Annotated in this window: 18 protein-coding genes; 11 read left to right on the plus strand and 7 right to left on the minus strand. The window is 46.1% G+C overall.

The genetic code is table 11. The features are described 5' to 3' along the window. The first annotated feature begins 169 nt into the window (after positions 1–169). The 3 genes from acnB to lysC all read left to right on the plus strand — a co-directional run bounded on the left by acnB (position 170) and on the right by lysC (position 4,713). The gene (acnB, locus tag ACX5J7_RS04585) at positions 170–2,782 is read left to right on the plus strand and encodes a bifunctional aconitate hydratase 2/2-methylisocitrate dehydratase (RefSeq protein WP_012517292.1); all 2,613 of its coding nucleotides are present in this window, start codon (positions 170–172) and stop codon (positions 2,780–2,782) included. A 72-nt stretch (positions 2,783–2,854) separates the two neighbouring features. Continuing rightward, on the plus strand, positions 2,855–3,304 hold the full coding sequence (locus ACX5J7_RS04590; protein WP_012517293.1) for a DUF192 domain-containing protein: 450 nt from the start codon (positions 2,855–2,857) through the stop codon (positions 3,302–3,304). Between the two features lie 59 nt (positions 3,305–3,363). Beyond that, positions 3,364–4,713: a lysine-sensitive aspartokinase 3 gene (lysC, locus tag ACX5J7_RS04595; protein WP_024015731.1), complete on the plus strand. Its 1,350-nt coding sequence runs from the start codon at positions 3,364–3,366 to the stop codon at positions 4,711–4,713. A gap of 67 nt (positions 4,714–4,780) precedes the next feature. Here the strand turns inward: lysC and ACX5J7_RS04600 are convergent, their stop codons facing one another. The 7 genes from ACX5J7_RS04600 to lptD form a co-directional block, all read right to left on the minus strand. Beyond that, positions 4,781–6,805, minus strand: a complete 2,025-nt coding sequence (locus ACX5J7_RS04600; protein WP_498706266.1) for a HAMP domain-containing methyl-accepting chemotaxis protein — start codon at positions 6,803–6,805, stop codon at positions 4,781–4,783. A 287-nt stretch (positions 6,806–7,092) separates the two neighbouring features. Then, positions 7,093–7,920 (minus strand): symmetrical bis(5'-nucleosyl)-tetraphosphatase, encoded by an 828-nt coding sequence (locus ACX5J7_RS04605; protein ID WP_012517296.1) that lies wholly within the window; start codon positions 7,918–7,920, stop codon positions 7,093–7,095. 7 nt (positions 7,921–7,927) lie between these two features. After that, positions 7,928–8,302: a Co2+/Mg2+ efflux facilitator ApaG/CorD gene (apaG, locus tag ACX5J7_RS04610; RefSeq protein WP_015066248.1), complete on the minus strand. Its 375-nt coding sequence runs from the start codon at positions 8,300–8,302 to the stop codon at positions 7,928–7,930. 6 nt (positions 8,303–8,308) lie between these two features. Further along, entirely contained in the window at positions 8,309–9,136 is an 828-nt protein-coding gene (gene rsmA / locus ACX5J7_RS04615; RefSeq protein WP_012517298.1) for a 16S rRNA (adenine(1518)-N(6)/adenine(1519)-N(6))-dimethyltransferase RsmA, read from the minus strand. Further along, entirely contained in the window at positions 9,133–10,119 is a 987-nt protein-coding gene (pdxA, locus tag ACX5J7_RS04620) for a 4-hydroxythreonine-4-phosphate dehydrogenase PdxA (RefSeq protein WP_012517299.1), read from the minus strand. The genes rsmA and pdxA overlap by 4 nt, the downstream gene beginning before the upstream one ends. A gap of 13 nt (positions 10,120–10,132) precedes the next feature. After that, a complete protein-coding gene (surA, locus tag ACX5J7_RS04625) occupies positions 10,133–11,416 on the minus strand; it encodes a peptidylprolyl isomerase SurA (RefSeq protein WP_015066249.1) in 1,284 nt (427 codons plus the stop codon). Positions 11,417–11,475: 59 nt separating this feature from the next. Further along, positions 11,476–13,728 carry an LPS assembly protein LptD gene (gene lptD / locus ACX5J7_RS04630; RefSeq protein ID WP_498706271.1) on the minus strand — a complete coding sequence of 751 codons (2,253 nt, stop codon included), beginning with the start codon at positions 13,726–13,728 and terminating at the stop codon, positions 11,476–11,478. A 470-nt stretch (positions 13,729–14,198) separates the two neighbouring features. Between lptD and djlA the strand changes: the two genes are divergently transcribed. From djlA to acpS, 8 genes are all read left to right on the plus strand, one after another. Then, positions 14,199–15,065, plus strand: coding sequence for a co-chaperone DjlA (gene djlA / locus ACX5J7_RS04635; RefSeq protein ID WP_012517302.1), 867 nt, complete (start codon positions 14,199–14,201; stop codon positions 15,063–15,065). Beyond that, positions 15,066–15,992 (plus strand): site-specific tyrosine recombinase XerD, encoded by a 927-nt coding sequence (xerD, locus tag ACX5J7_RS04640; RefSeq protein ID WP_020742917.1) that lies wholly within the window; start codon positions 15,066–15,068, stop codon positions 15,990–15,992. It begins immediately after the preceding gene. Between the two features lie 325 nt (positions 15,993–16,317). Next, positions 16,318–17,040 (plus strand): bifunctional protein-disulfide isomerase/oxidoreductase DsbC, encoded by a 723-nt coding sequence (gene dsbC / locus ACX5J7_RS04645; protein WP_012517304.1) that lies wholly within the window; start codon positions 16,318–16,320, stop codon positions 17,038–17,040. 218 nt (positions 17,041–17,258) lie between these two features. Continuing rightward, entirely contained in the window at positions 17,259–18,980 is a 1,722-nt protein-coding gene (gene recJ / locus ACX5J7_RS04650) for a single-stranded-DNA-specific exonuclease RecJ (protein ID WP_020742918.1), read from the plus strand. A 124-nt stretch (positions 18,981–19,104) separates the two neighbouring features. Then, a complete protein-coding gene (locus ACX5J7_RS04655) occupies positions 19,105–19,386 on the plus strand; it encodes a hypothetical protein (protein WP_012517306.1) in 282 nt (93 codons plus the stop codon). A gap of 123 nt (positions 19,387–19,509) precedes the next feature. Next, complete coding sequence (gene recO, locus ACX5J7_RS04660) at positions 19,510–20,214, plus strand: DNA repair protein RecO (protein WP_012517307.1); 705 nt, start codon at positions 19,510–19,512, stop codon at positions 20,212–20,214. 185 nt (positions 20,215–20,399) lie between these two features. After that, positions 20,400–21,137, plus strand: a complete 738-nt coding sequence (gene pdxJ, locus ACX5J7_RS04665) for a pyridoxine 5'-phosphate synthase (RefSeq protein ID WP_498706274.1) — start codon at positions 20,400–20,402, stop codon at positions 21,135–21,137. A gap of 17 nt (positions 21,138–21,154) precedes the next feature. Then, positions 21,155–21,535: a holo-ACP synthase gene (acpS, locus tag ACX5J7_RS04670; RefSeq protein ID WP_012517309.1), complete on the plus strand. Its 381-nt coding sequence runs from the start codon at positions 21,155–21,157 to the stop codon at positions 21,533–21,535. The last annotated feature ends 20 nt before the right edge of the window (positions 21,536–21,555 follow it).

Genomic DNA, 21,555 nt, shown 5'->3' on the forward strand with positions numbered 1-21,555 from the left:
GTTTAAAAGTAACGCTATGAATAGTGATTATAAGTGAATAAAAAGGGCTTAAAATTTAAAAATCTAGCCCTTGAAGTTATACTGATGATGATTTATTAAACACTCCTTGCGTCAAGTGCGTACAAGACCGTTTACTCCCATTGCGCAAGCTAACTTAGAGGAAGAGACTGTGTTACAAGACTATCGCAAACACGTTGAAGAACGTGCACAACAAGGCATTCCCCCAAAAGCGCTTAATGCCGAACAGGTTGCTAGCCTCGTCGATTTATTAAAAAATCCGCCAGAGGGTGAAGGCGAATTCTTACTAGAACTACTTTCAGAACGTGTGCCGCCTGGCGTCGATGAAGCGGCCTACGTTAAAGCCGGTTTTTTAAGTGCCATCGCAAAAGGCGAAGACAGCTGCGAGCTCATCTCTAAGGAAAAGGCAGTAACCCTATTGGGAAACATGCACGGCGGTTACAACATTGCCACGCTGGTAGAACTGCTTGATGACGAGAGTCTAGCGCCGTTGGCTGCCAAAGAGCTTAAACACACGCTGTTAATGTTCGATGCTTATCACGATGTGGAAGAGAAACACAAAGCGGGTAACGAGTACGCTACTGACATTATCAAGTCTTGGGCCGAAGGTGAGTGGTTTACTTCGCGCAAACTCATGGATGACAAAATTACCTACTCAGTATTTAAAGTAACCGGCGAAACCAATACTGATGATTTATCTCCAGCGCCCGACGCATGGTCTCGCCCTGATATTCCTCTGCACGCCCTTGCGGCTTACAAAATGCCTCGCGAAGGATTGGAGCCCGAAGAACCAGGCGTTAAAGGCCCAATGACACAAATAGAAGAAGTCAAAAGTAAAGGATATCCGGTTGCTTTTGTGGGTGATGTTGTCGGTACCGGATCGTCACGTAAGTCGGCGACGAACTCAGTGTTATGGTTCTTTGGTGAAGATTTACCGGGCGTGCCGAATAAACGTGGCGGTGGTGTATGTATCGGCTCAAAAGTTGCGCCTATTTTCTTTAACACCATGGAAGATGCTGGCGCACTGGTTTTCGAAGCCGATGTGGAAAAAATGAATATGGGGGATGTGATAGATATCTACCCATTTGAAGGCAAAATTACCAACCACGAAACCGGTGAGCTTCTCGCAGAATATAGCTACAAGTCGAAAGTGATTTTAGATGAAGTTCGTGCGGGGGGACGCATTAACCTGATTATTGGGCGCGGTCTTACTGAGAAAGCGCGAGAGACGTTAGGTTTAGGTCCAACAGATCTTTTCCGCACGCCTGAACAACCAAAAGACAGCGGAGCGGGTTTCTCGTTAGCGCAGAAAATGGTGGGCAAGGCTTGTGGTGTTGAAGGCATTCGCCCGGGCACTTACTGCGAGCCTAAAATGACAACTGTGGGCTCGCAAGATACCACAGGGCCTATGACCCGCGATGAGCTCAAAGACTTAGCTTGTCTTGGTTTTACTGCCGATTTAACCATGCAGTCATTCTGTCACACAGCGGCTTATCCTAAGCCGGTGGATATCGAAACCCAGCACACATTGCCTGATTTTATTATGAATCGCGGTGGGGTATCGCTTCGTCCCGGCGATGGCATTATTCACAGCTGGTTAAACCGCATGTTGTTGCCTGACACAGTAGGAACAGGCGGCGACTCCCATACCCGTTTTCCATTAGGTATTTCATTCCCAGCGGGCTCAGGGCTGGTGGCGTTTGCTGCGGCCACGGGCGTGATGCCTCTTGATATGCCTGAATCTATTCTTGTGCGCTTTAAAGGGGAAATGCAGCCAGGCATTACCTTAAGAGACCTTGTACACGCTATTCCTTTGTACGGTATTAAACAAGGGCTATTAACGGTAGAGAAAAAAGGCAAAATAAACGCCTTTTCTGGCCGTATTCTAGAAATTGAAGGGTTAGAAAACCTGACGGTAGAGCAGGCGTTTGAGTTATCCGATGCATCGGCAGAGCGTTCAGCGGCAGGTTGTACCATCAACCTTTCTGAAGAATCGATTGCCGAGTACCTGCGTTCAAATATCACTATGCTTCGCTGGATGATTAACGAAGGTTACGGCGATCCGCGCACATTAGAGCGCCGCGCTCAGAAAATGGAAGAGTGGCTCGCAAATCCAGAACTAATGCGCGCCGATGCCGACGCGGAATATGCTGAGGTTATCGAAATCGACCTTAATGATATTAAAGAGCCCATTGTGTGCTGCCCGAATGATCCAGACGACGCGAAAACCTTGTCTGAGGTGGCGGGTGATAAGGTGGATGAGGTCTTTATTGGTTCATGCATGACAAACATTGGTCACTTCCGCGCTGCCGGTAAATTGCTTGAGCAGTTTAATAAAACCTTGCCAACTCGTTTGTGGATGTCGCCACCAACGAAGATGGATAAAGCCCAGTTGATGGAAGAGGGGTATTACAATATTTATGGTCGTGTTGGTGTGCGCACCGAAATGCCTGGATGTTCTTTGTGTATGGGGAACCAAGCCCGTGTAGACGCTGGCGCTACCGTACTTTCAACCTCTACCCGTAACTTCCCGAATCGCTTGGGTGATGGCGCAAACGTGTACCTGACATCCGCTGAACTTGCTGCAGTAGGAGCAATTGTGGGGCGCATTCCAAGTGCCGAAGAGTACATGGAGTACGCCAGCAAGATTAACGCTATGTCGGGTGAAGTATTCCGCTACTTAAACTTCGACAAAATGCCAAGCTTTAAGAAGGCAGAAGAAGAGGCAAAAGCGCGCATTATTCCGACATTGAATGTTGCTTAAAATAGTGTATAAACTACAAAGCCGGTTCCCCTTGAGGTGACCGGCTTTTTTTATGGCGAAAAGGAATGTCTAATGGGAAAATCTTTCTTTATTGTTGCTGCACTTGTATTAACCTTAGGGTGTGCAAAAGCGCAGGTTGACCCTGCATCGTCGCTCGATTCGGTGAACTTCGATTCCATATCACTTGAAATTGGCGATAAGCACTATGAAGTTGAGTATGCCAAAACCTTTGAGCAACGCGCTCAGGGCTTGATGTTTCGCAAAGCCCTTTGTGAAGATTGCGGTATGTTTTTTAAGTTTTCCAGCCCCAAATTTGCGGGGATGTGGATGAAAAATACTTTTGTTCCGCTAGACGTAGCATTTATCGACAGAAATGGCGTAATAACGGATATAAAACCTCTCACTCCCCATAGCTTGGAGTCGGTCGGATCATCGAAAGAGGTACTTTACGCATTGGAAATGAACCAAGGGTGGTTTGCCGAGAATAACATTAAAGTAGGCGACCAAGTAACGATTGATTGACCGCGCAAAACGCGCGGTTTCGCTAGCTGTAGGCTAGTTTTATTCTGGAGTTTAATATAGTGACAAATGCCTTATCGATAGCCAAGTTCGGTGGAACTAGCGTAGCGAATTACGAAGTAATGCAAAACTGCGCCCGAATTGTTGCCGGTAATGACAAAACGCGCATTGTGGTAGTGAGTGCCTCAGCAGGGGTAACCAACCACCTGGTGAGTCTAGCGCACACGCCGATGACGCAACAGCAAATTGAAGAAACCTGCCAAGCCATTGTCGACATCGAGCACGCTATTCTTAACAAGCTTGACGACAAAGCGGCCGTTGAACCTAAGCTCAACGATTTACTTGAAGAGATGCGAAGCTTAGCGTTTCACGAAGAAATTCTTCATAGGGACGACTTAAAAGATCAGCTGCTTTCTATGGGCGAGCGTATGTCCTCGCTTATGTTCTCATCAGTGCTTGCTGAGCAGGGCGTGAAGACCATGAACTTCGACGTTCGCAAGGTACTTCGTACGGATAGCGAGTTCGGTGAAGGCGCGCCGCAAATCGAAGAAATTGAAAAACTAGCGAAGCAACTGCTCACGCCTGAAATCAAAGAGGCCATTGTGGTAACCCAAGGCTTTGTTGGCGCAGATGAAGAAGGTCGTACTACAACACTTGGTCGTGGTGGGTCTGATTTTACGGCAGCGCTACTTGCTGAAGCCCTTGATGCCGAGGCGTGCGAGATTTGGACCGACGTAACCGGGGTATACACAACCGACCCGCGGATTACACCAGCAGCACACCCTCTGCCTGAACTGAGCTTTGAAGAAGCGGCAGAAATGGCAACCTTTGGTGCAAAGGTACTTCACCCTGCCACCATGGAGCCAGCGCTTCGCAAAGACATTAAAGTGTTCGTAGGGTCAAGCAAAGAGCCTGAAAAGGGCGGTACGTGGATTGTACGCAATTGTGAGCACGAGCCACCATATCGCGCTATCACCCGCCGTAAAGAGCAGGTAATGGTAACGGTTAAAACACCTAAGATGATGTACGCTCAGGGCTTTCTACAGCAGGTATTTGCGATTATCGCTAAACACAAACTGAGCGTTGACTTGGTAACCACGTCAGAAATCTCGGTATCGTTTACCCTAGATAACCCAGCAAACTCGGTAGCCCAGCGCCTGAATAAAGAGACCATTGCTGAACTTGAAACTATCTGTGATGTAAAGGTAGAGAAAGGGTACGATTTAGTAACCGTTGTGGGTAACAACATGCAAACGGCTATTGGCGTTTCAAGCAAGATTCTATCTGCGGTATCAGATTTTAACCTGCGTATGATTTGCTTTGGTGCAAACCCGCATAACTTGTCGTTCTTAGTAAACGAGACAGACAGTGATGACGTGGTTCGCAAGCTTCACAGCGCATTGTTTGAGTAAGCAAGTGTAAGATAAAAAAACGGCCGATATGATATCGGCCGTTTTTGTTTGTATTACGCGTAAATTATTACACTTTAAACTGTCTGATAGACTGTTGAAGTTCGTCTGCCAGACGCGCTACTTCATGGCTAGATTCAGACGTTTGCTGTGCACCTGCTGTGGTTTCTTCTGCAATACCCACAATGGTTTCAAGCTTTTCACTGATTTCTTGCGAGACCGTGTTCTGTTCGCGGGCAGACTGCTCAATTTGCGAGCTTACATCATGCGCTTTGTGAACCGCGTCTGTAATAATATCTAACGCCTGCGTTGCTTTCTCTGTTTGCTCAACACATGCCGCTGTTTGGTCTTTGCCTTGGTCCATAACCGCTACCGCTTTTTCGGCGCCCGCTTGAAGCACCTCAATCATGGCATTGATTTCTTGTGTCGACTCTTGGGTTCGGCTAGCAAGGGTTCTTACTTCATCAGCAACTACCGCAAAGCCTCGGCCTTGTTCACCGGCACGGGCAGCTTCGATAGCTGCGTTCAAGGCTAGCAAGTTAGTTTGATCGGCAACACCGCGGATAACGTCCAGAATACCGCCAATACTAGCGCTGTCTTGATGCAGCTTGTTAATAACGTCGGCCGCTTCTTGCACGTCGCGAGACAGAATTTCGATGGTGTTCTTATTCTCTAACGAAATTTGACGCACGTTTTCGGCTTCAGCATCAGCATGGCGAATTTGGCTAAGCGTATCTTCAGCATTCTGCACGACCAGCTGAGACGTAGAGTGCATTTCTGTTGTTGCTGTCGCTACTTGGCCAATCTGAGACTTCTGATCCTGAATTGAATGAGTAGTTTGCGCGGTGACTGCCGACGTTTGCTCTGACGCCGCAGCTAACTGCTCAGCGCGAACATTGATGCCGGTAATCAGCTCTTTAAGGCTGCCTATTAAAGCATTACAGTTTCGAGCTAACAGACCGAATTCGTCTTGTGCTGAATCATCAAGACGATGAGTTAGGTCACCCGATGAGGCAACAGTGAGTAACTCATTTACGCGATAAAGTGGGCGTGTAATAGCGCGTACTGTCACGTAACCTATGAACGCAGCAACCGCGATAGAAATGATCACAACAACGATAACAAACGTGTTGCCCGTTGCAATGGCACTGTTTACTTGGCTTTCTACGTGTGACGCTTTTTTGTCCGCCAACGTTAGCAAGTTTTCAAGTGCAACCACACCTTGCGTAATGTTTTGATCAGATGCGTTCAGCGCTTTCTCTGCATCATTTCTACGCTCTAAGCGGTCCACGTGGAGTTGGACTACGCCATCGTTTGCTTTTATTGCATTTATTGCGTCGTTTACAAGGTCATTAATATCATCCAGCGTACCTGAGTCGTTACGACCGCCAGCAGCTTGCATCATGTCGCTTAACTGCGTAACCACTTTCTCAACAACAAGGTCTACTTCGTTACCTAGCGTCTGTGAACGCACTAGCGTCTGGGTTTTAATGTACTCGTAAGATACGGTGAGTAAAGACAGCAGTGACGTTTCAAGTTGACCGCCAATCTCAGCTGCACGTCTAAGGTTTGAATCTTGTTGAACGCTATCTAAATCTGAAAAGTCCAGAAGGTAGGTTGAAGCATCATCGGCGTTATCTTCCGCATCACCCAGTCTATCTTCAATACTGTTACGTAAATCAAGATACATTTGGTGGTTTTTATACATAGCTTCAACGTTGTTAATATACGTTTCGTATGACTCACGCACACTGTTGAGTGTGCTTTTTAACTCTGGCTCGTTGTTAACAGCCTGCGCTAACTTTTTATACTCGCTTTCAAACGTATCTTTAGCAGAGTTAAAAGACGCTCGTTTGTCCTTTAATTCACTGACGTTTTCTTCGATATAGCTTTCAAAAGTTAGCCGCCCCATGTTGAGGAAGCTGGCTTTTAATGCGTTGCTGCCCGCTACCGTAGGTAGAGCAACGTCATTAACTTCTTCTGTAGCAGAGCCTATTGAGTTGAGGTTATAAAGTGAAACAACACTAATGACGATTAGAAGTGCGCTAATCGCGACAAATCCCCCGATTACGCGTGTGGCTACCGTTATTTTCATCGGAACTCCTGGATGAGTGTTTTTATTTTTATCCCTAACGATATTACCCGTCTCAGTTAACAAAATATAGCGCTTAAGCGCAAGACTTTGCCCTCAACGAGAGAAGGTAATGAAACATCATCGTTACTAACTTACGTAAGTGTATCGGCTACAATAATTTAATGTTTATTTTATTTAGCAACTTGGTATAGAAATAGTAGCGTAATTATAGGTAGTAATACCAGTTTGCGCTTCAAATAAGGTGGGCAAGGAAGGCAGACTTGCTCGCAAAGCCTGCCTTTTTGTCTTTAAGCTTTTACGTTTTCCAGTGTATCACTGCTAAGGTTAAGCATGGTCATACTTTGCCCCCACACGTAGCCCGTATCTAAGCCAATAAACTGAGCGCTATTAGTTTGGCCTGAAAGGGCCGCCCAGTGGCCAAATACAACGCGCTGATTGGCAAGTAGCTGTTCATTCTTTCGTTCGAACCACGGCATAATTGTGCTACTTGTACTGTGCGACACTGCGCTAGGGTGAGATTTATTGTCGAAATCGAGCGTTCCATCACTGTAAATAAAGCGCATTCGCGTGCAGGCATTAACAATAAAGCGCAGCCGCGCTTCGCCGGTCCATTTTTCAGACCAGTTATCGGGGCTATTTCCATACATGCTGCTTAGAAAATTAGCATAATTATCTGACTTCAAAATGGTGCTGACTTCGTCGCTTAACGACACGGCCTTATCAATTGACCATTTAGGATAAAGCCCAGCATGGACCATAATAGAGCGCTTATCTATTTTCATGGCTAAGGGGAATTGTCTAAGCCAGTCAATCATTTCCGGCAAATCAGGCGCGCTTAATAAGTCGTCTAACTTGTCTGATTTCTTAGGCTTGCGAATGCCGTTGACTACGGCGAGTAGGTGGAGATCATGATTACCTAAAACGCTATTAAAGTTATCTCCAAGCGATTTTAGAAAACGAAGGGTGCTTAAAGAGTCTTCACCACGAGCGACAAGGTCGCCCACGGCAAGCAACGTATCGTTTTCTTCATCAAATTGTACTTTATCTAAAGCGCGTCGAAGACCGTCATAGCAGCCTTGAATATCGCCAATGACGTAGGTGTTACCTTGTGACATAGAAACCTTAATGAAGAATGCTTGGAATGGCTAATCGAAATACATTGATAGGAACTCGAAAGCGTTCTTTGCTCTCTAGCTCCATCTCATAATAGCCTTCCATATTCCCCACAGGTGTGTCAATAACCGCACCACTGGTATATTCAAACTGTTCACCGGCTTTTAAGAAAGGTTGTTTACCTACTACCCCAGCACCTTCTATTTCAGAGGTTTTACCGTTGGCATCGGTGATCTTCCAATAGCGGTTGATCAGCTGAACGGTATGATTGCTCTTGTTTTCAATAGTGATGTGATAGGCAAAAGCAAACTGCTTTGAATCTGAAGGAAGGTGGTCTGGAAGGTGGCGGGTTTTCACCCGCACCTTTATATCAAGTACATCCATAGATGGCTATTGCTCTTGTTGACTCTCTTTTGCAGACACTGCGTTGGCAATGGTGGCAAAATCATTGAGAGATAGCACTTCAGCGCGACAGGTAGGGTCAATACCTAGCTCACGAATTTCTTCCTCGCTTAAGCTGTCCTTAAGTGAGTTACGAATGGTTTTACGGCGCTGATTAAAAGCCTGTGCACAAACCCGCTCTAGCGTACTAACAGACACAACGTCAACCGGTGGCGACTGATGCGGGACAAGCTTCACTACCGCTGAATCTACCTTCGGCGGCGGCTTAAACGCACCGGGTGGAACATTCAATACGGGGATCACATGGCAGTAGTACTGCGCCATTACCGAAAGTCTACCGTAGTTCTTTGAACCGGGACCTGCTGCTAAGCGGTTAACCACTTCTTTTTGCAGCATAAAATGCATATCTTCAATGCAATGAGCATGATCAAAAAGGTGGAACATTAACGGCGTTGAAATGTTGTAAGGCAAGTTACCAAAAACACGCAGCTTTTTATCTTTGAGCGGCATCTCTTTAGACAGCGCACCAAAGTCCATGGTCATTGCATCTTGCTCTATAACAGTCAGCTTTTCACCATTAAACGGATGATGGCGCAAACGTTTGGCAAGATCTCGATCTAGTTCTATAACCGTTAATGCGTCGACTTCTTCGCAAACGGGGTCTGTTAACGCGCCTAAACCCGGCCCTATTTCCACCAAGTTCTGTTCGTTTTTAGGGGCGATGGCCGCAACAATTTTACCTATCACGTAGTCGTCGTGAAGGAAATTCTGACCGAATCGCTTCCTGGCCGTATGGCCTAAATGTGTTTTACTCATTGTTGATGATGTGCAAGCTCAATGGCTTTTTCCAATGCTTTTCTGAAACTACCGGCGTCGGCTTCTCCGGTACCGGCTAAATCTAATGCAGTACCGTGATCAACTGAAGTACGAACAAAAGGTAACCCTAATGTGATATTCACTGACGCCCCAAAACCTTTGTATTTTAGCACGGGAAGGCCCTGATCGTGATACATAGCAAGCACCACGTCGGCATTTTCAAGGTATTTAGGTTGAAAAATAGTATCTGCAGGTAGAGGACCCGTAATATTTAGCCCCTCTTCCCTCAATTCATTTAGCGCAGGAATAATGGTATGGATTTCTTCAGTACCAATATGACCGTCTTCACCGGCGTGAGGGTTCAAACCACACACATAAATATGAGGCTCTTTAATACCAAACTTCAGTTTCAGGTCGGTATTGATAATATGGATAACTTTGTAAAGTCGCTCGCGGGTTATGGCTTTTGCTACATATTCAAGAGGGATATGGGTTGTAGCAAGCGCTACATTAAGCCCTTCAGTGGAAAGTAGCATCACCACGTCAATGGTATTAGATTGATACGCAAAGAACTCGGTATGACCGCTAAACGAGACGCCAGCTTTGTTAATAATGCCTTTGTGAACCGGGCCGGTAACAACGGCGTCGAAGTCGCCATTAATATTTGCCTGACAAGCCTGGCGCAGCGTTTCTACTACATACAAGCCATTTTCACTATCAAGCTCACCCGCAGTCACTTTCACTGATTTATCTATTTGCTTTATAAACAACGAACCCGCAGCTTGTACCTGCGGGTTATTTTCATCGTAATCGATGAGTGTAAGAGGAAGGCCTAACGTGGCGGCTCGGTCTTTGAGCATGTCACCGTCGGCGAACACGACAAGCTGAGCTTGCCATGCTTCTTGAGCCAGTTTGATGATTAAATCTGGCCCGATACCTGCCGGCTCTCCCGGTGTAATTGCAATTTTAATTGGTTTACTCATGAATAACTTATTGTTATGAATCGATAACTTCTACGTAAGCGGCATCGCGCATTTCACGTAACCAGTTCTCGGTTTCTTCTGAAAATTTTCTATTGAAGATTAGCTGGTACGCTTTGTCTTCTTTTCGCTTATCTGTGGCGTCATCCATGCGGCGGTCGATAAGCTGTATTAAGTGCCAGCCGTGAACTGTGCGCACAGGGTCGCTATACTCGCCAGGCTCAAGCTGCGATAACGCTTCTTTAAACTCAGGTACATAATTGCCTGGGTCAGACCAACCTAATTCGCCACCGCGAAGGGCTGAGCCTGGATCTTCTGAATGCTCTTTAGCTAGGTCGGCAAATTCCGCTTCACCGTTTTTCAATTCTTCTTTGAAGCGCGTTAACATGGCTTTTGCTTTGTCTTCGCTAAGAATAATTGATGGCTTAACAAGGATATGGCGTGAATTTACTTCCTCAACAGTGACTTTTTCAATACCGCGCGTATCGAGCACTTTCAAAATATGAAAGCCAGCACCGCTTCGAATAGGGCCCACAAGCGCATCTTTATCTTTGTTTTGGATAGCTTCGGCAAATAGTGTTGGCATGGCATTGATATTAAGCCATCCCATATCACCGCCTTCTAGCGCCTCGTTACCTGATGATGACGCAATGGCAATTTTTGCGAAATCAGAGCCTGATTCTAATAACGCGATTACTTTGTCAGCACGCTCACGCGCTGCTTGAATGTCTTCGTCTGTCGGTTCAGGTGGGAAACCGATAAGGATATGGCCCAAGCGATATTCTGCTTGCTGCGCGCCCTGCTGCTCGATAAGGTCAACAAGGGTTTCAATTTCCTGAGGCGTAATATAAACGCGGCGGCGCACGTTAGCGCGGCGCACTTCACCCATAATGATTTCTTCACGAATATCTTCGCGGTAATCATCGTAAGCAATCCCTTCTGCGGCTAATTGGGCACGAAGCTGCTCAACGGTGGCGTTTTGGTTAGAAGCGATGTTGCCAATGGTTTGTTCTAACTGAGGGTCGCTAATACGAATACCCATGCGTTCAGCCATTTGTAGCTGCAGGCTTTTGGTAATTAAACGCTCGATTGCTTGTGTACGAAGCGCACGATCAGAGGGCAGCTGTTGATCATTCGCTGCAGCGTTGCGTTTAACTTCTTGTACAAGGGCATCAATTTCGCTTTCAAGCACTACGCCTTGGTCGACAATTACAGCAACGCGGTCAAGCACAACTTCTTGCGCAATACTGTTAAACGAGAGTAGGGCACCTAACATCAATGCACGGATAATGAACTTCATACACACTCTTTTATTATTGGTTAATTGCACTTAAGCGCTCATAAACGCTTAACTGCGGGTTAATTTAAACTATAAGGCTGACGATAGCCAAACATACCGTCTTGAAGCATGCTTCTTTGGGTTCCCGACGAACCTATTCCTTTAAAGATAAATTGCAGCGAAATACCGGAATCGAAGTCGTCCGTCGTTTGTTGGCCGCTATCGTTGTAGCGGTTGTTCAAACTGCGCTGCGCTACTAGTCGCACGGCCCAACAGCATGATTCGTATTGAATGCCTGCGTAAGTCTCTACACTTCTGTTGCGCTCTAGATCGCGATGAGTACGACCTACCCACTGCCAATTTTCAGAAATAGGCCAGCTAGCAGAAATACCAATTTGGTCTATGGTTTCGCCACTGAGATCGCGAACATAGCGATGACTTAATTGAATAAAGCGCGAATCGTCTTTGCGGTATTCAATACCCACACTGCTTAAGTCAACTTTGTCTGTGTCAGTGGTCACTTGCACATCAGAATGGAAAAACCAGTTATTGTTAAAGCGCCAGTCTACTTCAGCCGCTAGGGCGGAGCGATCTTGATTTTTGGTCGCTGCAACGACTTCGTTATCTTCAAGGTAGAATATCTGACCCACGCTAAGAACAAATTGTTCCCGATTGTTTTTATCTAACATGCGCGTGGTTGCACCAAGGGTAATTTGGTTGTTGTCGCTAATTCTATCAAGGCCAGTAAACTCCTGACCTCGAAACAGCCCCTCAACGTCGGTTAAAAGGGGCGTAGAATCGTAAAAACCGATCGCCGTTTGGTCTTCATATGACGTATATAGATACTGAACTTTCGGCTCTAACGTCATGGACATGTCGTCACTAAACCAAGAGGTATCTCGTTCAAAGTACAGGGCACCATAAAGGCGAGCCTGACCAAGGGTTCGTTCTACGTCTTCTTTTAGGTCCGTTCCTTCCACATTATCTTGTTGGTAGACCGTTTGAAATAAGGTGGTTTCGGCAACAAATTGGCCCCATGCTGCTCTTAGCGGCATGGCAAGTGTTGGCGCTACGTGAAAACGGGTGGCGGTGGGGGCCGTGTCTAGCGTATTGTCGAAATGGGCGACTTCAGAGTCGAGGTTGAATTCAAAGTATTCGCCCAAGGGCTTTGTGTAATTAACTTTGATTTCAGGAACGGCGCGATAGCTATCAGCGGTGTCGCCAAGTACTTCAAAATCTTTTATGTGCATATTTACCGATAGATTGGTCGAGTAATAACTCAGGCCCACACTGCGGTAAAGGTGTGTATCAGCGCGACTGTAATAGTCTGAGCCTAAATCGACAAGGTAGTTGTCATCGCTCAAACCGTTAAAATCTACATTTAAGAGCCAGTTATCGGCTATCAGGCCCTGATGCTCAAAACGATAAAAGTAGCGGTCTGGGTTACCTGTAATGTCAGAGTCGCTAGGCAAGTATTCTACGTATGCTTTACCCTGACTACGGGCTGTTAAATAACGAAACTCAGTATTTAGCTGAAGGCCGCGAAGACTCATCAGGCGAGGCGAGATAGTCATGTCGTAGTTAGGCGCAATATTCCAATAAAAAGGCTGGGTATAGTCGACGCCCGTTCTACTTGAACTCGTAAGCTCGGGAAACAGTAGGCCAGTTTGACGTTCATTACTGACAGGAAAGGCAAAATAGGGCAGATAGAAAACGGGCACATCGGCAATGTAGAAACGGGTGTGCTTGGCTTGTCCCCACACCGTTCCTTTTTCTAGGCTTATTTCACTCGCGCGAATAAGCCAGTCTTCATCCCCTTCGGGGCATGTTGTGAAGCTTACTTCTTTTAGTACTATGCCGGTATCGGTATCTAACACAATATCTTTTGCTGAACCTTGACCAACAAAGCCCGTTAACTGGTAACGGGTGTTTTGCATTTCTAAACGCTCTTCTTCAGAGCGCAGCGTTACCACATCACTTTCTACTTTTAGCTGCGCATCTTGATAAGTAACGTCGCCTTTCGCTATCAAGTCGCGACCGCTTCCGTTGACTTGCGCCTGAGAAGCGCTGATAACCGCAGTGTCTGAGGTAATATCTACATTGCCGGAAAACAGCGCTACGGTATCTTGGATAATCTCAGTACGGTTGGCTTCAACCTTCACGTGGCCTTTAGGCATTAACGCTTGGCTGCTGAAGGTAACAGGCTCGACTGAGCAAAATGCTAGAGGCACTGCATCTGAGTCTGATTTAGAATTTGAAGCTGTCGTTTCCTGTGCAAACGCGACTGTAGGCAAAAGAGTCGCGGAAACAAGCATGGCGCAGGTCTTTTTCATGCGTTAATGGGTGGCCTGTTTTGTTGTATGTTGCTTATAAACCCAAATAAGACGGCACGCGTCTCGGTTAGTTCGACATAACGTTTAAAAAAACCAGTGATAGTGCCCTTTATCCACTTATGTTTTAGCAGGTAGGGATGAATCACTCGCTATTACTATTTATTTAAGCGCCCAATTCTAAGCACTTCTGGCATAATTACCAACCATTCAGGCAAAAAAATGCACTTTTATACGTACAACTTATCCAAGTGCTGAATAAATATTGCGGTGTCGCTTGATTTCACAGGGTGCAGACCAAAGGTTAAACGGGTCTTTTGACAACGAGTTTTTGGTTTGCAGCACAGGTCATTAAGCCCTAGTTTATTCACTTATGTATTTGATATGATGGATTACTTAGCGCGCTGAATGCGGCGTGGATAGGTAATTCAAACATCACCTTTTTATATCGTGCACTAACGGAGTATGACGAGATGTCAATTTGGGGAAAAATCCTCGGCGCCTTATTTGGTTTCATGTTTTTAAAAATACCCGGTGCCATTTTAGGGCTGTTAGTCGGGCACTTTTTTGATAAAGCATATCGACAAGATTTCAATCAGCTAGGTGGCTTTGGGCGCTTTTTTACCGACCAAGATAACCTCAAGCAGCAGGCCATTTTCTTTCATAGCTTATTTAGCGCACTTGGGCATTTGGCAAAGTCGGATGGCAAAGTTACCGACCGTGAAATTCAAATTGCAACGGCGCTGATGGATGAGATGCGCCTGACCGGTGATGCCCGCCGTGAAGCACAAGATGCATTTAGAGAAGGCAAGGCACGAGACTTTCCTTTGGTGGATACGTTAAAAGGCTTTTACGATGCCAGCCACGGCAGAAGAGATATCCTTCAGGTATTTCTAGAAATCCTTATACAAGCGGCTTTTGCTGACGGTCAACTTTCTCAAGAAGAATACAACGTACTTGAAAAAGTAGCGAAACCACTTGGATTTAGACGCCGTGATTTAGATTACTTAATCTCGATGTATGAAGCGGAAATCCGCTTTAGACAGCGGGGAGGGCAACGCACTCATTCTGGTGCGGGTCAGCGTCAACACGGCCGCGCAGGTCAGCAGTCGGCGTACTCGGAGCAGCAAAGCCTGGACGATGCCTATCGCATATTGGGTGTTGCTTCATCTGATGATGAAAAAACAATAAAACGGGCATACAGAAAAAGAATGGCCGAGCATCACCCTGATAAGTTAGTGTCTAAGGGTTTACCGGAGCAAGCCATGGAAATTGCGAAAAAGAAGGCCCAAGACATTCAGTCGGCTTACGAGTTGATTAAGCAAAAGCGTGGCTTTTAAATGGCAAAAACAAAGCGTGAGTTAACCTATGTGCCGCCAGCAAGTCAGGCACATATTGATGGCTTTATCGAAATGCTATGGCTGGAAAAGGGCTTGTCAGAGCACACCCAACAAAGCTACCGTACTGACCTTAGTAAGCTTGCTGTTTTCAGCAACAACCAAGGCATAAAAGACATTGCAGTGCTGAGTACTGAACAGCTTCAAGACTACCTTGCTTATCGTCATGATAAAGGCTTATCTACCCGAAGTACTCAGCGCGCGCTAAGTGCTATTCGCGCCTTCTTTGTTTACCTTATTAGTAAGCAGATAAGAGTGGACAGCCCGGTCTCTGCCTTGTCGAACCCGAAAACGCCTAAAGCGTTGCCTGCTTCACTTAGTGAACAGCAGGTAGAAGATTTACTTAATGCCCCCCAAACCGACGACCCCATTGAATGCAGAGATAGAAGCATGCTTGAAGTGCTATACGCTACTGGACTTCGAGTCAGTGAACTTATCGGTTTAACGATGGACCAGATAAGCCTTCAGCAAGGTGTGGTACGGGTGGTAGGCAAAGGTAATAAAGAGCGTTTAGTTCCGTTAGGTGAGGAAGCTATAGAATGGCTGCTTACCTATATCAAAACAGCGCGACCTATACTCGCTACTAAAACCTCTGATTTTGTGTACCTCAGTAAGCGGGGTCAAAAGATGACACGGCAAACTTTTTGGCATCGCATTAAATATTATGCAGGAAAGGCGGGAATAGAGCAGCACTTGTCTCCTCACACCCTAAGACATGCTTTCGCCACGCATTTGCTCAATCACGGGGCTGATTTGCGAGTGGTTCAAATGTTGTTGGGACATAGCGACCTATCGACAACCCAAATATACACGCACGTAGCCACTGAAAGGTTGCAAACGTTGATTCACAGTCATCACCCAAGGGGCTAAAGTGGGGCATTAATGCTACAAGTTGGCACCTATGTACGATGAGGCTCGGTATGGCCGTATATAAAATTGCAGCGCGTATGATAGGATTGAGGTAAGTCAAATATGGCCGTAAAGTAACGCAAAGCGCTTTCAGTAAAATAAAAGCATAGTTAGTTAAATTTAATGCAATTATTTTGCGCTTTGTACGCTCTTATTATTGCGGGGCTTATGAATTTCGGCCTAAAGGTTTATAAAGTGAAGATTATCAGCAGGTGCGCTAGTTGCCTTGGGCGAAAAGATGAAGCATCTGCGTAGCAGCCAAATTGGCGCAATGGAGTAATTTGAAGTGAAAGCAGTACAGAAAATGTTGTTAGCCGGCGCCTTTGCCGTAGGTTCTTTGTTGAGCATAAGTACACAGGCTGCAGATGAAGCCGCCATTCGCGACAAGCTAACCTCAATGTTAGGGTTAGACGTGGAAACGATTGCTGATTCACCCGTTTCAGGCTTGGTACAAGTCTCTACTAACCGCGGGTTATTTTATGTGAGCGAAAACGGGCAATACTTGCTTCAAGCGCGGGTTTTTAACATTGATGAAGAAATGCGTAACGAAACAGAGCTTGCCCTATCAGGATTGCGTAAAGACGGCGTAAAACAAATGAAGTCGTCGTCAATTACGTTTAAAGCGGAAAACGAGAAGTACGAAATTAGCGTGTTCACCGATATTACCTGCGGTTATTGCCGTAAATTTCATAACGAAATTGATGAGTTGAACGATGCGGGCATTACCGTTCATTATCTTGCCTTTCCCCGTTCTGGTTTAAACAGCCAGAATTACGACGATATGGTATCGGTATGGTGTGCTAAAGATCCTCAAAAAGCGCTGACTAAAGCGAAAGCGGGAAGCGATGTTGCAAGCGCAAGTTGTAAAAACAAGGTCGCTGAACAATATATGCTGGGGCAAAAATTAGGGGTGAACGGCACGCCAAATATTGTGTTACCTGATGGTTCACTTATTCCAGGGTATCAACCTGCTAAAATGTTAGCGAAGGCATTAGCAGCGACAGAGTAACGCGTTAATACACGCCTTAAGTTTATAGAAAAAACGCACTTGTGCGTTTTTTCTTTTTCTGCGGTATGATTTCTCCAGTTCTTCCCTAAAAGATTTTCATCACAGCTTTCGCACAGTGAAACTTTGACTTATTGAATAAGCAATCTTGTTTGGGGGTATCAGCACCTTCATCCTGTGCATCGTTAGCTGTAATTACAATTTTGGTTTAGTGGTATCTCATGATTTTGCCTATTGTTCGCCGCGAGATAAGCGGTGCATCCTTAAGTTCCGACTTACACCCCGTTATTGATAGAATTTACCGAGGTCGTAATATTGCGAATATCGATGATTTGGAAAACGGGCTTAGAGGGCTTACTCACTTTAACGCGCTAAAAGGAATGCCTGAGGCCGCACTAATTCTTGCCACAGCGATAGAACAAAATAAACGCATTATCATTGTTGGCGATTTTGATGCCGACGGTGCAACCAGTACGTCGGTTTGTATTTTGGCGCTACGGGCAATGGGCTTTGATAACGTAGATTTTCTTGTGCCTAACCGATTCGACTTTGGGTACGGGCTCAGCGTTCCTATTGTTGATGAAGCTGCCAAGCAGGGCGCAGATATTATTGTTACCGTGGATAACGGCATATCGTGCATTGACGGTGTTACCCATGCAAAAGGGTTAGGAATACAAGTTGTCGTTACCGATCACCACTTGCCAGGCGAAGTGCTTCCGCCAGCTGATGCGATAGTGAATCCTAACCAACCTGGGTGCGAGTTCCCTTCTAAAAATTTGGCAGGGGTGGGCGTTGCTTTTTACATCATGCTTGCGTTAAAAGCCAAGCTACAGCAGCAAGGGTATTTTGAAAAAGCTGGCATAGCTCCACCTAACTTGGCATCACTGCTTGATATCGTTGCTGTAGGTACGGTGGCCGATGTTGTCGTGTTGGATAAAAATAACCGAATATTAGTACATCAAGGCCTTCAACGTATTCGTGCAGGGCAGTGTAGGCCTGGTATTAAAGCGCTGGTGGAAGTGGCAAATAGGGATTGTGCCCACTTAACGTCAACAGATTTAGGTTTTGTGGTAGGCCCACGACTTAATGCCGCTGGACGCTTAGATGATATGTCTCAAGGCATTGCGTGTTTATTAGAAGATGACACGATTCAAGCGCGTATGATTGCCGCCGAACTCGATGCACTCAACAAAGAGCGACGAGAAATAGAAACGGGAATGAAAGCGCAGGCAGAAATGGCCCTAGAACAAATGGTACTTGATGAAGGCGATATGCCAAGCGCACTGGTGGTCTATCGCGAAGACTTTCACCAAGGTGTTATTGGTATTGTCGCTGGGCGTTTAAAAGAGAAATACCTTAAGCCCGTGATTGCCTTTGCGCACCAAGATGACCTTATTATTAAAGGTTCTGCTCGCTCTATTCCCGGCGTTCATATTCGAGACGTACTCGATGAAGTTAATACACGATACCCTGGCGTTATCGAGAAGTTCGGTGGCCATGCGATGGCGGCGGGTCTTAGCCTGCCGGTAGCTAAACTGCGTGACTTTGAGCGTGCGTTTATCGACATTGCCGGTAAACATTTAGCTAAATTAGATGGAAACCATGCCCTGCTTTCTGATGGTGACTTATCCGCCAGTGAACTGTGCTTACCCTTCGCCCATTTGCTTCGCCAAGCGGGCCCGTTCGGACAAGGTTTTGAGTCACCGCTTTTTGACGGTGAATTCTCGCTTCTTGACCAGCGCTTAGTTGGGCAAAAACACCTTAAGATGGTGTTAAAAGGCGACGGGGCTAATGAAGTCGATGCTATAGCGTTTAATGTGGACTTGAAAGCGTGGCCTAATGCCATGGTTAAGCGTGTGCATATAGCTTATCGCCTTGATATTAACGTATTCAGAGGACAAGAAACGGTTCAGCTTATTGTTGAGCAAATAGAAGCCCTGTAGTTTTAATGCGGGCGCAACACTGGCGGGCCGATGGGCTGGGTTGTGCGCAAATAAAACCGGTAAGTTAAAAGATTGCACGTATTATGAGTGTGGGTAGAAAGTAAGGTAAATAGGTAATTCGACGGTGAAGAGCGAAAGAGAAAAGCTGGTTGAAAAACACAAACAACTTAACCAGACAGACAATGCTAAAGTGATCTCTCACGTGCAGCGGGAAGAGAAAGACAGTGATTGGGTTCGCCACACCATTATGTTGGAAGGTATTGATGTACCGTTTATTTACCGGCGTAAGCAGCAATACCAGAGTCTAAAAGGCGCGCGGGTTAATGTCACTTACTATCGGCACGTAGAAGATGTGGCGGGCATAGAGTTTGAAACCATGAAGGTAGTACGTATTAAGCGCAGTTAGCACGGCGCGCCCACCGCTGGCTTGAGCCTTCCTGTGCTTTGCTTTTAAAGCTGACAGCGAATGATCCCGCCGGTTAAACATAAACGGCCTTGTTATAACCCCCTACTATTACAGAGAGCAACAATGAATAACGAATGGTTAAACGCCTATGTATTGCATAGACGCCCTTACAGGGAGACCAGCTATATTGTTGATTTTTTCTCGTTAGAAGAAGGCCGCATAAGTGCCGTCGCAAAGGGGGTAAAAAACAGCAAGTCTGATAAAAAGAGCCTGCTTCAACCCTTTCAGCATTTGCGTCTGCAGCTAAGTGGTAAATCTGATTTAAAGAATTTACGTCACGTGGAAAGTGTAGCGCCGTCAATTTCCCTCACTGGCACCGCTTTATTTTGTGCAATGTATGTCAATGAGTTGACCAATAGAATAATGCCCCAGGGGCTAGCCAGTGATGGAGTATATAGCGCCTATGAAGCTGCGCTTTTGGCGTTGCGAGATGAAGCTGACATTGAAGTGACGTTACGGCAGCTAGAGTTTGCTCTTCTTGATGAAATGGGGTTGCTTCCTGATTTCACCAGTGATGTTGAATACGAAATGCCTATTGAAGAAAACGGTCGCTATCACTTTCAGCTAGATGCTGGTTTTATACAGATTCCCGATGACGTAGTAGGGGCTAGAGGAATTCCCGGTACAGCATTACTTAGCCTATCTCAGGGGGAATTCACACCATTGAGCAAAAAGGTCGCAAAGGTACTGTGTCGCGATTTACTCAAGCCGCTGATTGGGGACAAGCCGTTAAAAAGTCGAGAGCTATTTATGACTAAACCGCGCTAATGAAACCCTAACGTATCGTCACCGTTTTTCGGATTATTTTCTCGTAACACAAGCGCTTAATCGACACCTTAGATAAAAAAACTTTGCTACAATTGCCGCACGTTGAAACGACGTGACCCCGTTGTTAATAGAAATTTTTATATGAAGGGTACAATTGTCCATGCCCTTACATGCTAGGTGGTGAAATGAGCACGATTTTATTAGGCGTTAACATCGACCATATCGCAACGCTTCGCAATGCGCGCGGTACCCATTACCCTGATCCAGTGCATGCTGCAGATATTGCAGAAAGAGCTGGTGCAGACGGCATAACTGTTCATTTGCGTGAAGACCGCCGGCATATTAAAGACCGCGACGTACGCATTTTAGCGCAAACTATCAATACCCGTTTGAATTTAGAAATGGCAGTAACTGATGAGATGCTAGCCATTGCTGAAGAAGTGAAGCCGGTCTTTTGTTGTTTAGTGCCTGAAAAGCGCGAAGAACTGACCACAGAAGGTGGGCTTGATGTCGCGGGTAACGTCGATAATATTGAAGCGGCGTGTGATAGGCTTGCCAATGCAAATATTCTTGTATCTCTGTTTATCGATGCCGACAAAGCGCAAATTGACGCTGCCGCTGCCTGTAATGCGCCTTACATTGAAATTCACACCGGGCAGTATGCAGAAGCCACCAGTGAAGAAGCGCAGCAAGAAGAACTTGCGCGTTTAGTTGAAGGTATCGAATACGCCGATAGCCTTGGGCTGAAAGTTAACGCCGGACACGGGCTTCACTATCACAACGTGAAACCGATAGCGGCTATTCCTCAGCTTATTGAACTCAACATTGGCCACGCCATTATTGCACGGGCGGCGTTTGACGGATTGCACAAAGCCGTTGCCGATATGCGTAAGCTAATGCTTGAAGCGCGAGCGGGCATTTAATAAAGGTAAGATAAAACGTGGCGATTGCAGGGCTCGGTACTGACATTGTTGAGATTTCGCGTCTTGGAAAAGGCGATACCGCCAACGAACGTTTGGCAAAGCGGGTGCTTACACCTGCTGAATGGCAACAGTTCTGCGAACATGCAAGACCGGTACGTTTTTTAGCAAAACGGTTTGCAGCAAAGGAAGCGGCGGTGAAAGCGTTAGGGACGGGCATAGGAAACGGCATAAGCTGGCAGCATATTGAAGTACGCAACAATAACCTTGGCGCGCCAGAACTACACTTTTCTGGCGAGTTCGCAGCGATGTGTGAAGCCAGGGGGATTACGCGAAGTGTGGTGAGTATTTCAGATGAGCAGCATTATGCGGTGGCCACCGTTATACTAGAGACAGTATAGAAAAGCGCAGCGTTCTCGAT

This window comes from Alteromonas infernus (assembly GCF_902705815.1).

What these genes read in the sequence shown, in the direction of transcription:
- ACX5J7_RS04590 (WP_012517293.1), top strand. Translation starts at nt 2,855, where the DNA reads ATGGGAAAATCTTTCTTTATTGTTGCTGCACTTGTATTAACCTTAGGG.
- ACX5J7_RS04605 (WP_012517296.1), bottom strand. Translation starts at nt 7,920, where the DNA reads ATGTCACAAGGTAACACCTACGTCATTGGCGATATTCAAGGCTGCTAT.
- xerD (WP_020742917.1), top strand. Translation starts at nt 15,066, where the DNA reads ATGGCAAAAACAAAGCGTGAGTTAACCTATGTGCCGCCAGCAAGTCAG.
- ACX5J7_RS04600 (WP_498706266.1), bottom strand. Translation starts at nt 6,805, where the DNA reads ATGAAAATAACGGTAGCCACACGCGTAATCGGGGGATTTGTCGCGATT.
- lptD (WP_498706271.1), bottom strand. Translation starts at nt 13,728, where the DNA reads ATGAAAAAGACCTGCGCCATGCTTGTTTCCGCGACTCTTTTGCCTACA.
- recJ (WP_020742918.1), top strand. Translation starts at nt 17,259, where the DNA reads ATGATTTTGCCTATTGTTCGCCGCGAGATAAGCGGTGCATCCTTAAGT.
- pdxA (WP_012517299.1), bottom strand. Translation starts at nt 10,119, where the DNA reads ATGAGTAAACCAATTAAAATTGCAATTACACCGGGAGAGCCGGCAGGT.
- pdxJ (WP_498706274.1), top strand. Translation starts at nt 20,400, where the DNA reads ATGAGCACGATTTTATTAGGCGTTAACATCGACCATATCGCAACGCTT.
- apaG (WP_015066248.1), bottom strand. Translation starts at nt 8,302, where the DNA reads ATGGATGTACTTGATATAAAGGTGCGGGTGAAAACCCGCCACCTTCCA.
- rsmA (WP_012517298.1), bottom strand. Translation starts at nt 9,136, where the DNA reads ATGAGTAAAACACATTTAGGCCATACGGCCAGGAAGCGATTCGGTCAG.
- djlA (WP_012517302.1), top strand. Translation starts at nt 14,199, where the DNA reads ATGTCAATTTGGGGAAAAATCCTCGGCGCCTTATTTGGTTTCATGTTT.
- surA (WP_015066249.1), bottom strand. Translation starts at nt 11,416, where the DNA reads ATGAAGTTCATTATCCGTGCATTGATGTTAGGTGCCCTACTCTCGTTT.
- recO (WP_012517307.1), top strand. Translation starts at nt 19,510, where the DNA reads ATGAATAACGAATGGTTAAACGCCTATGTATTGCATAGACGCCCTTAC.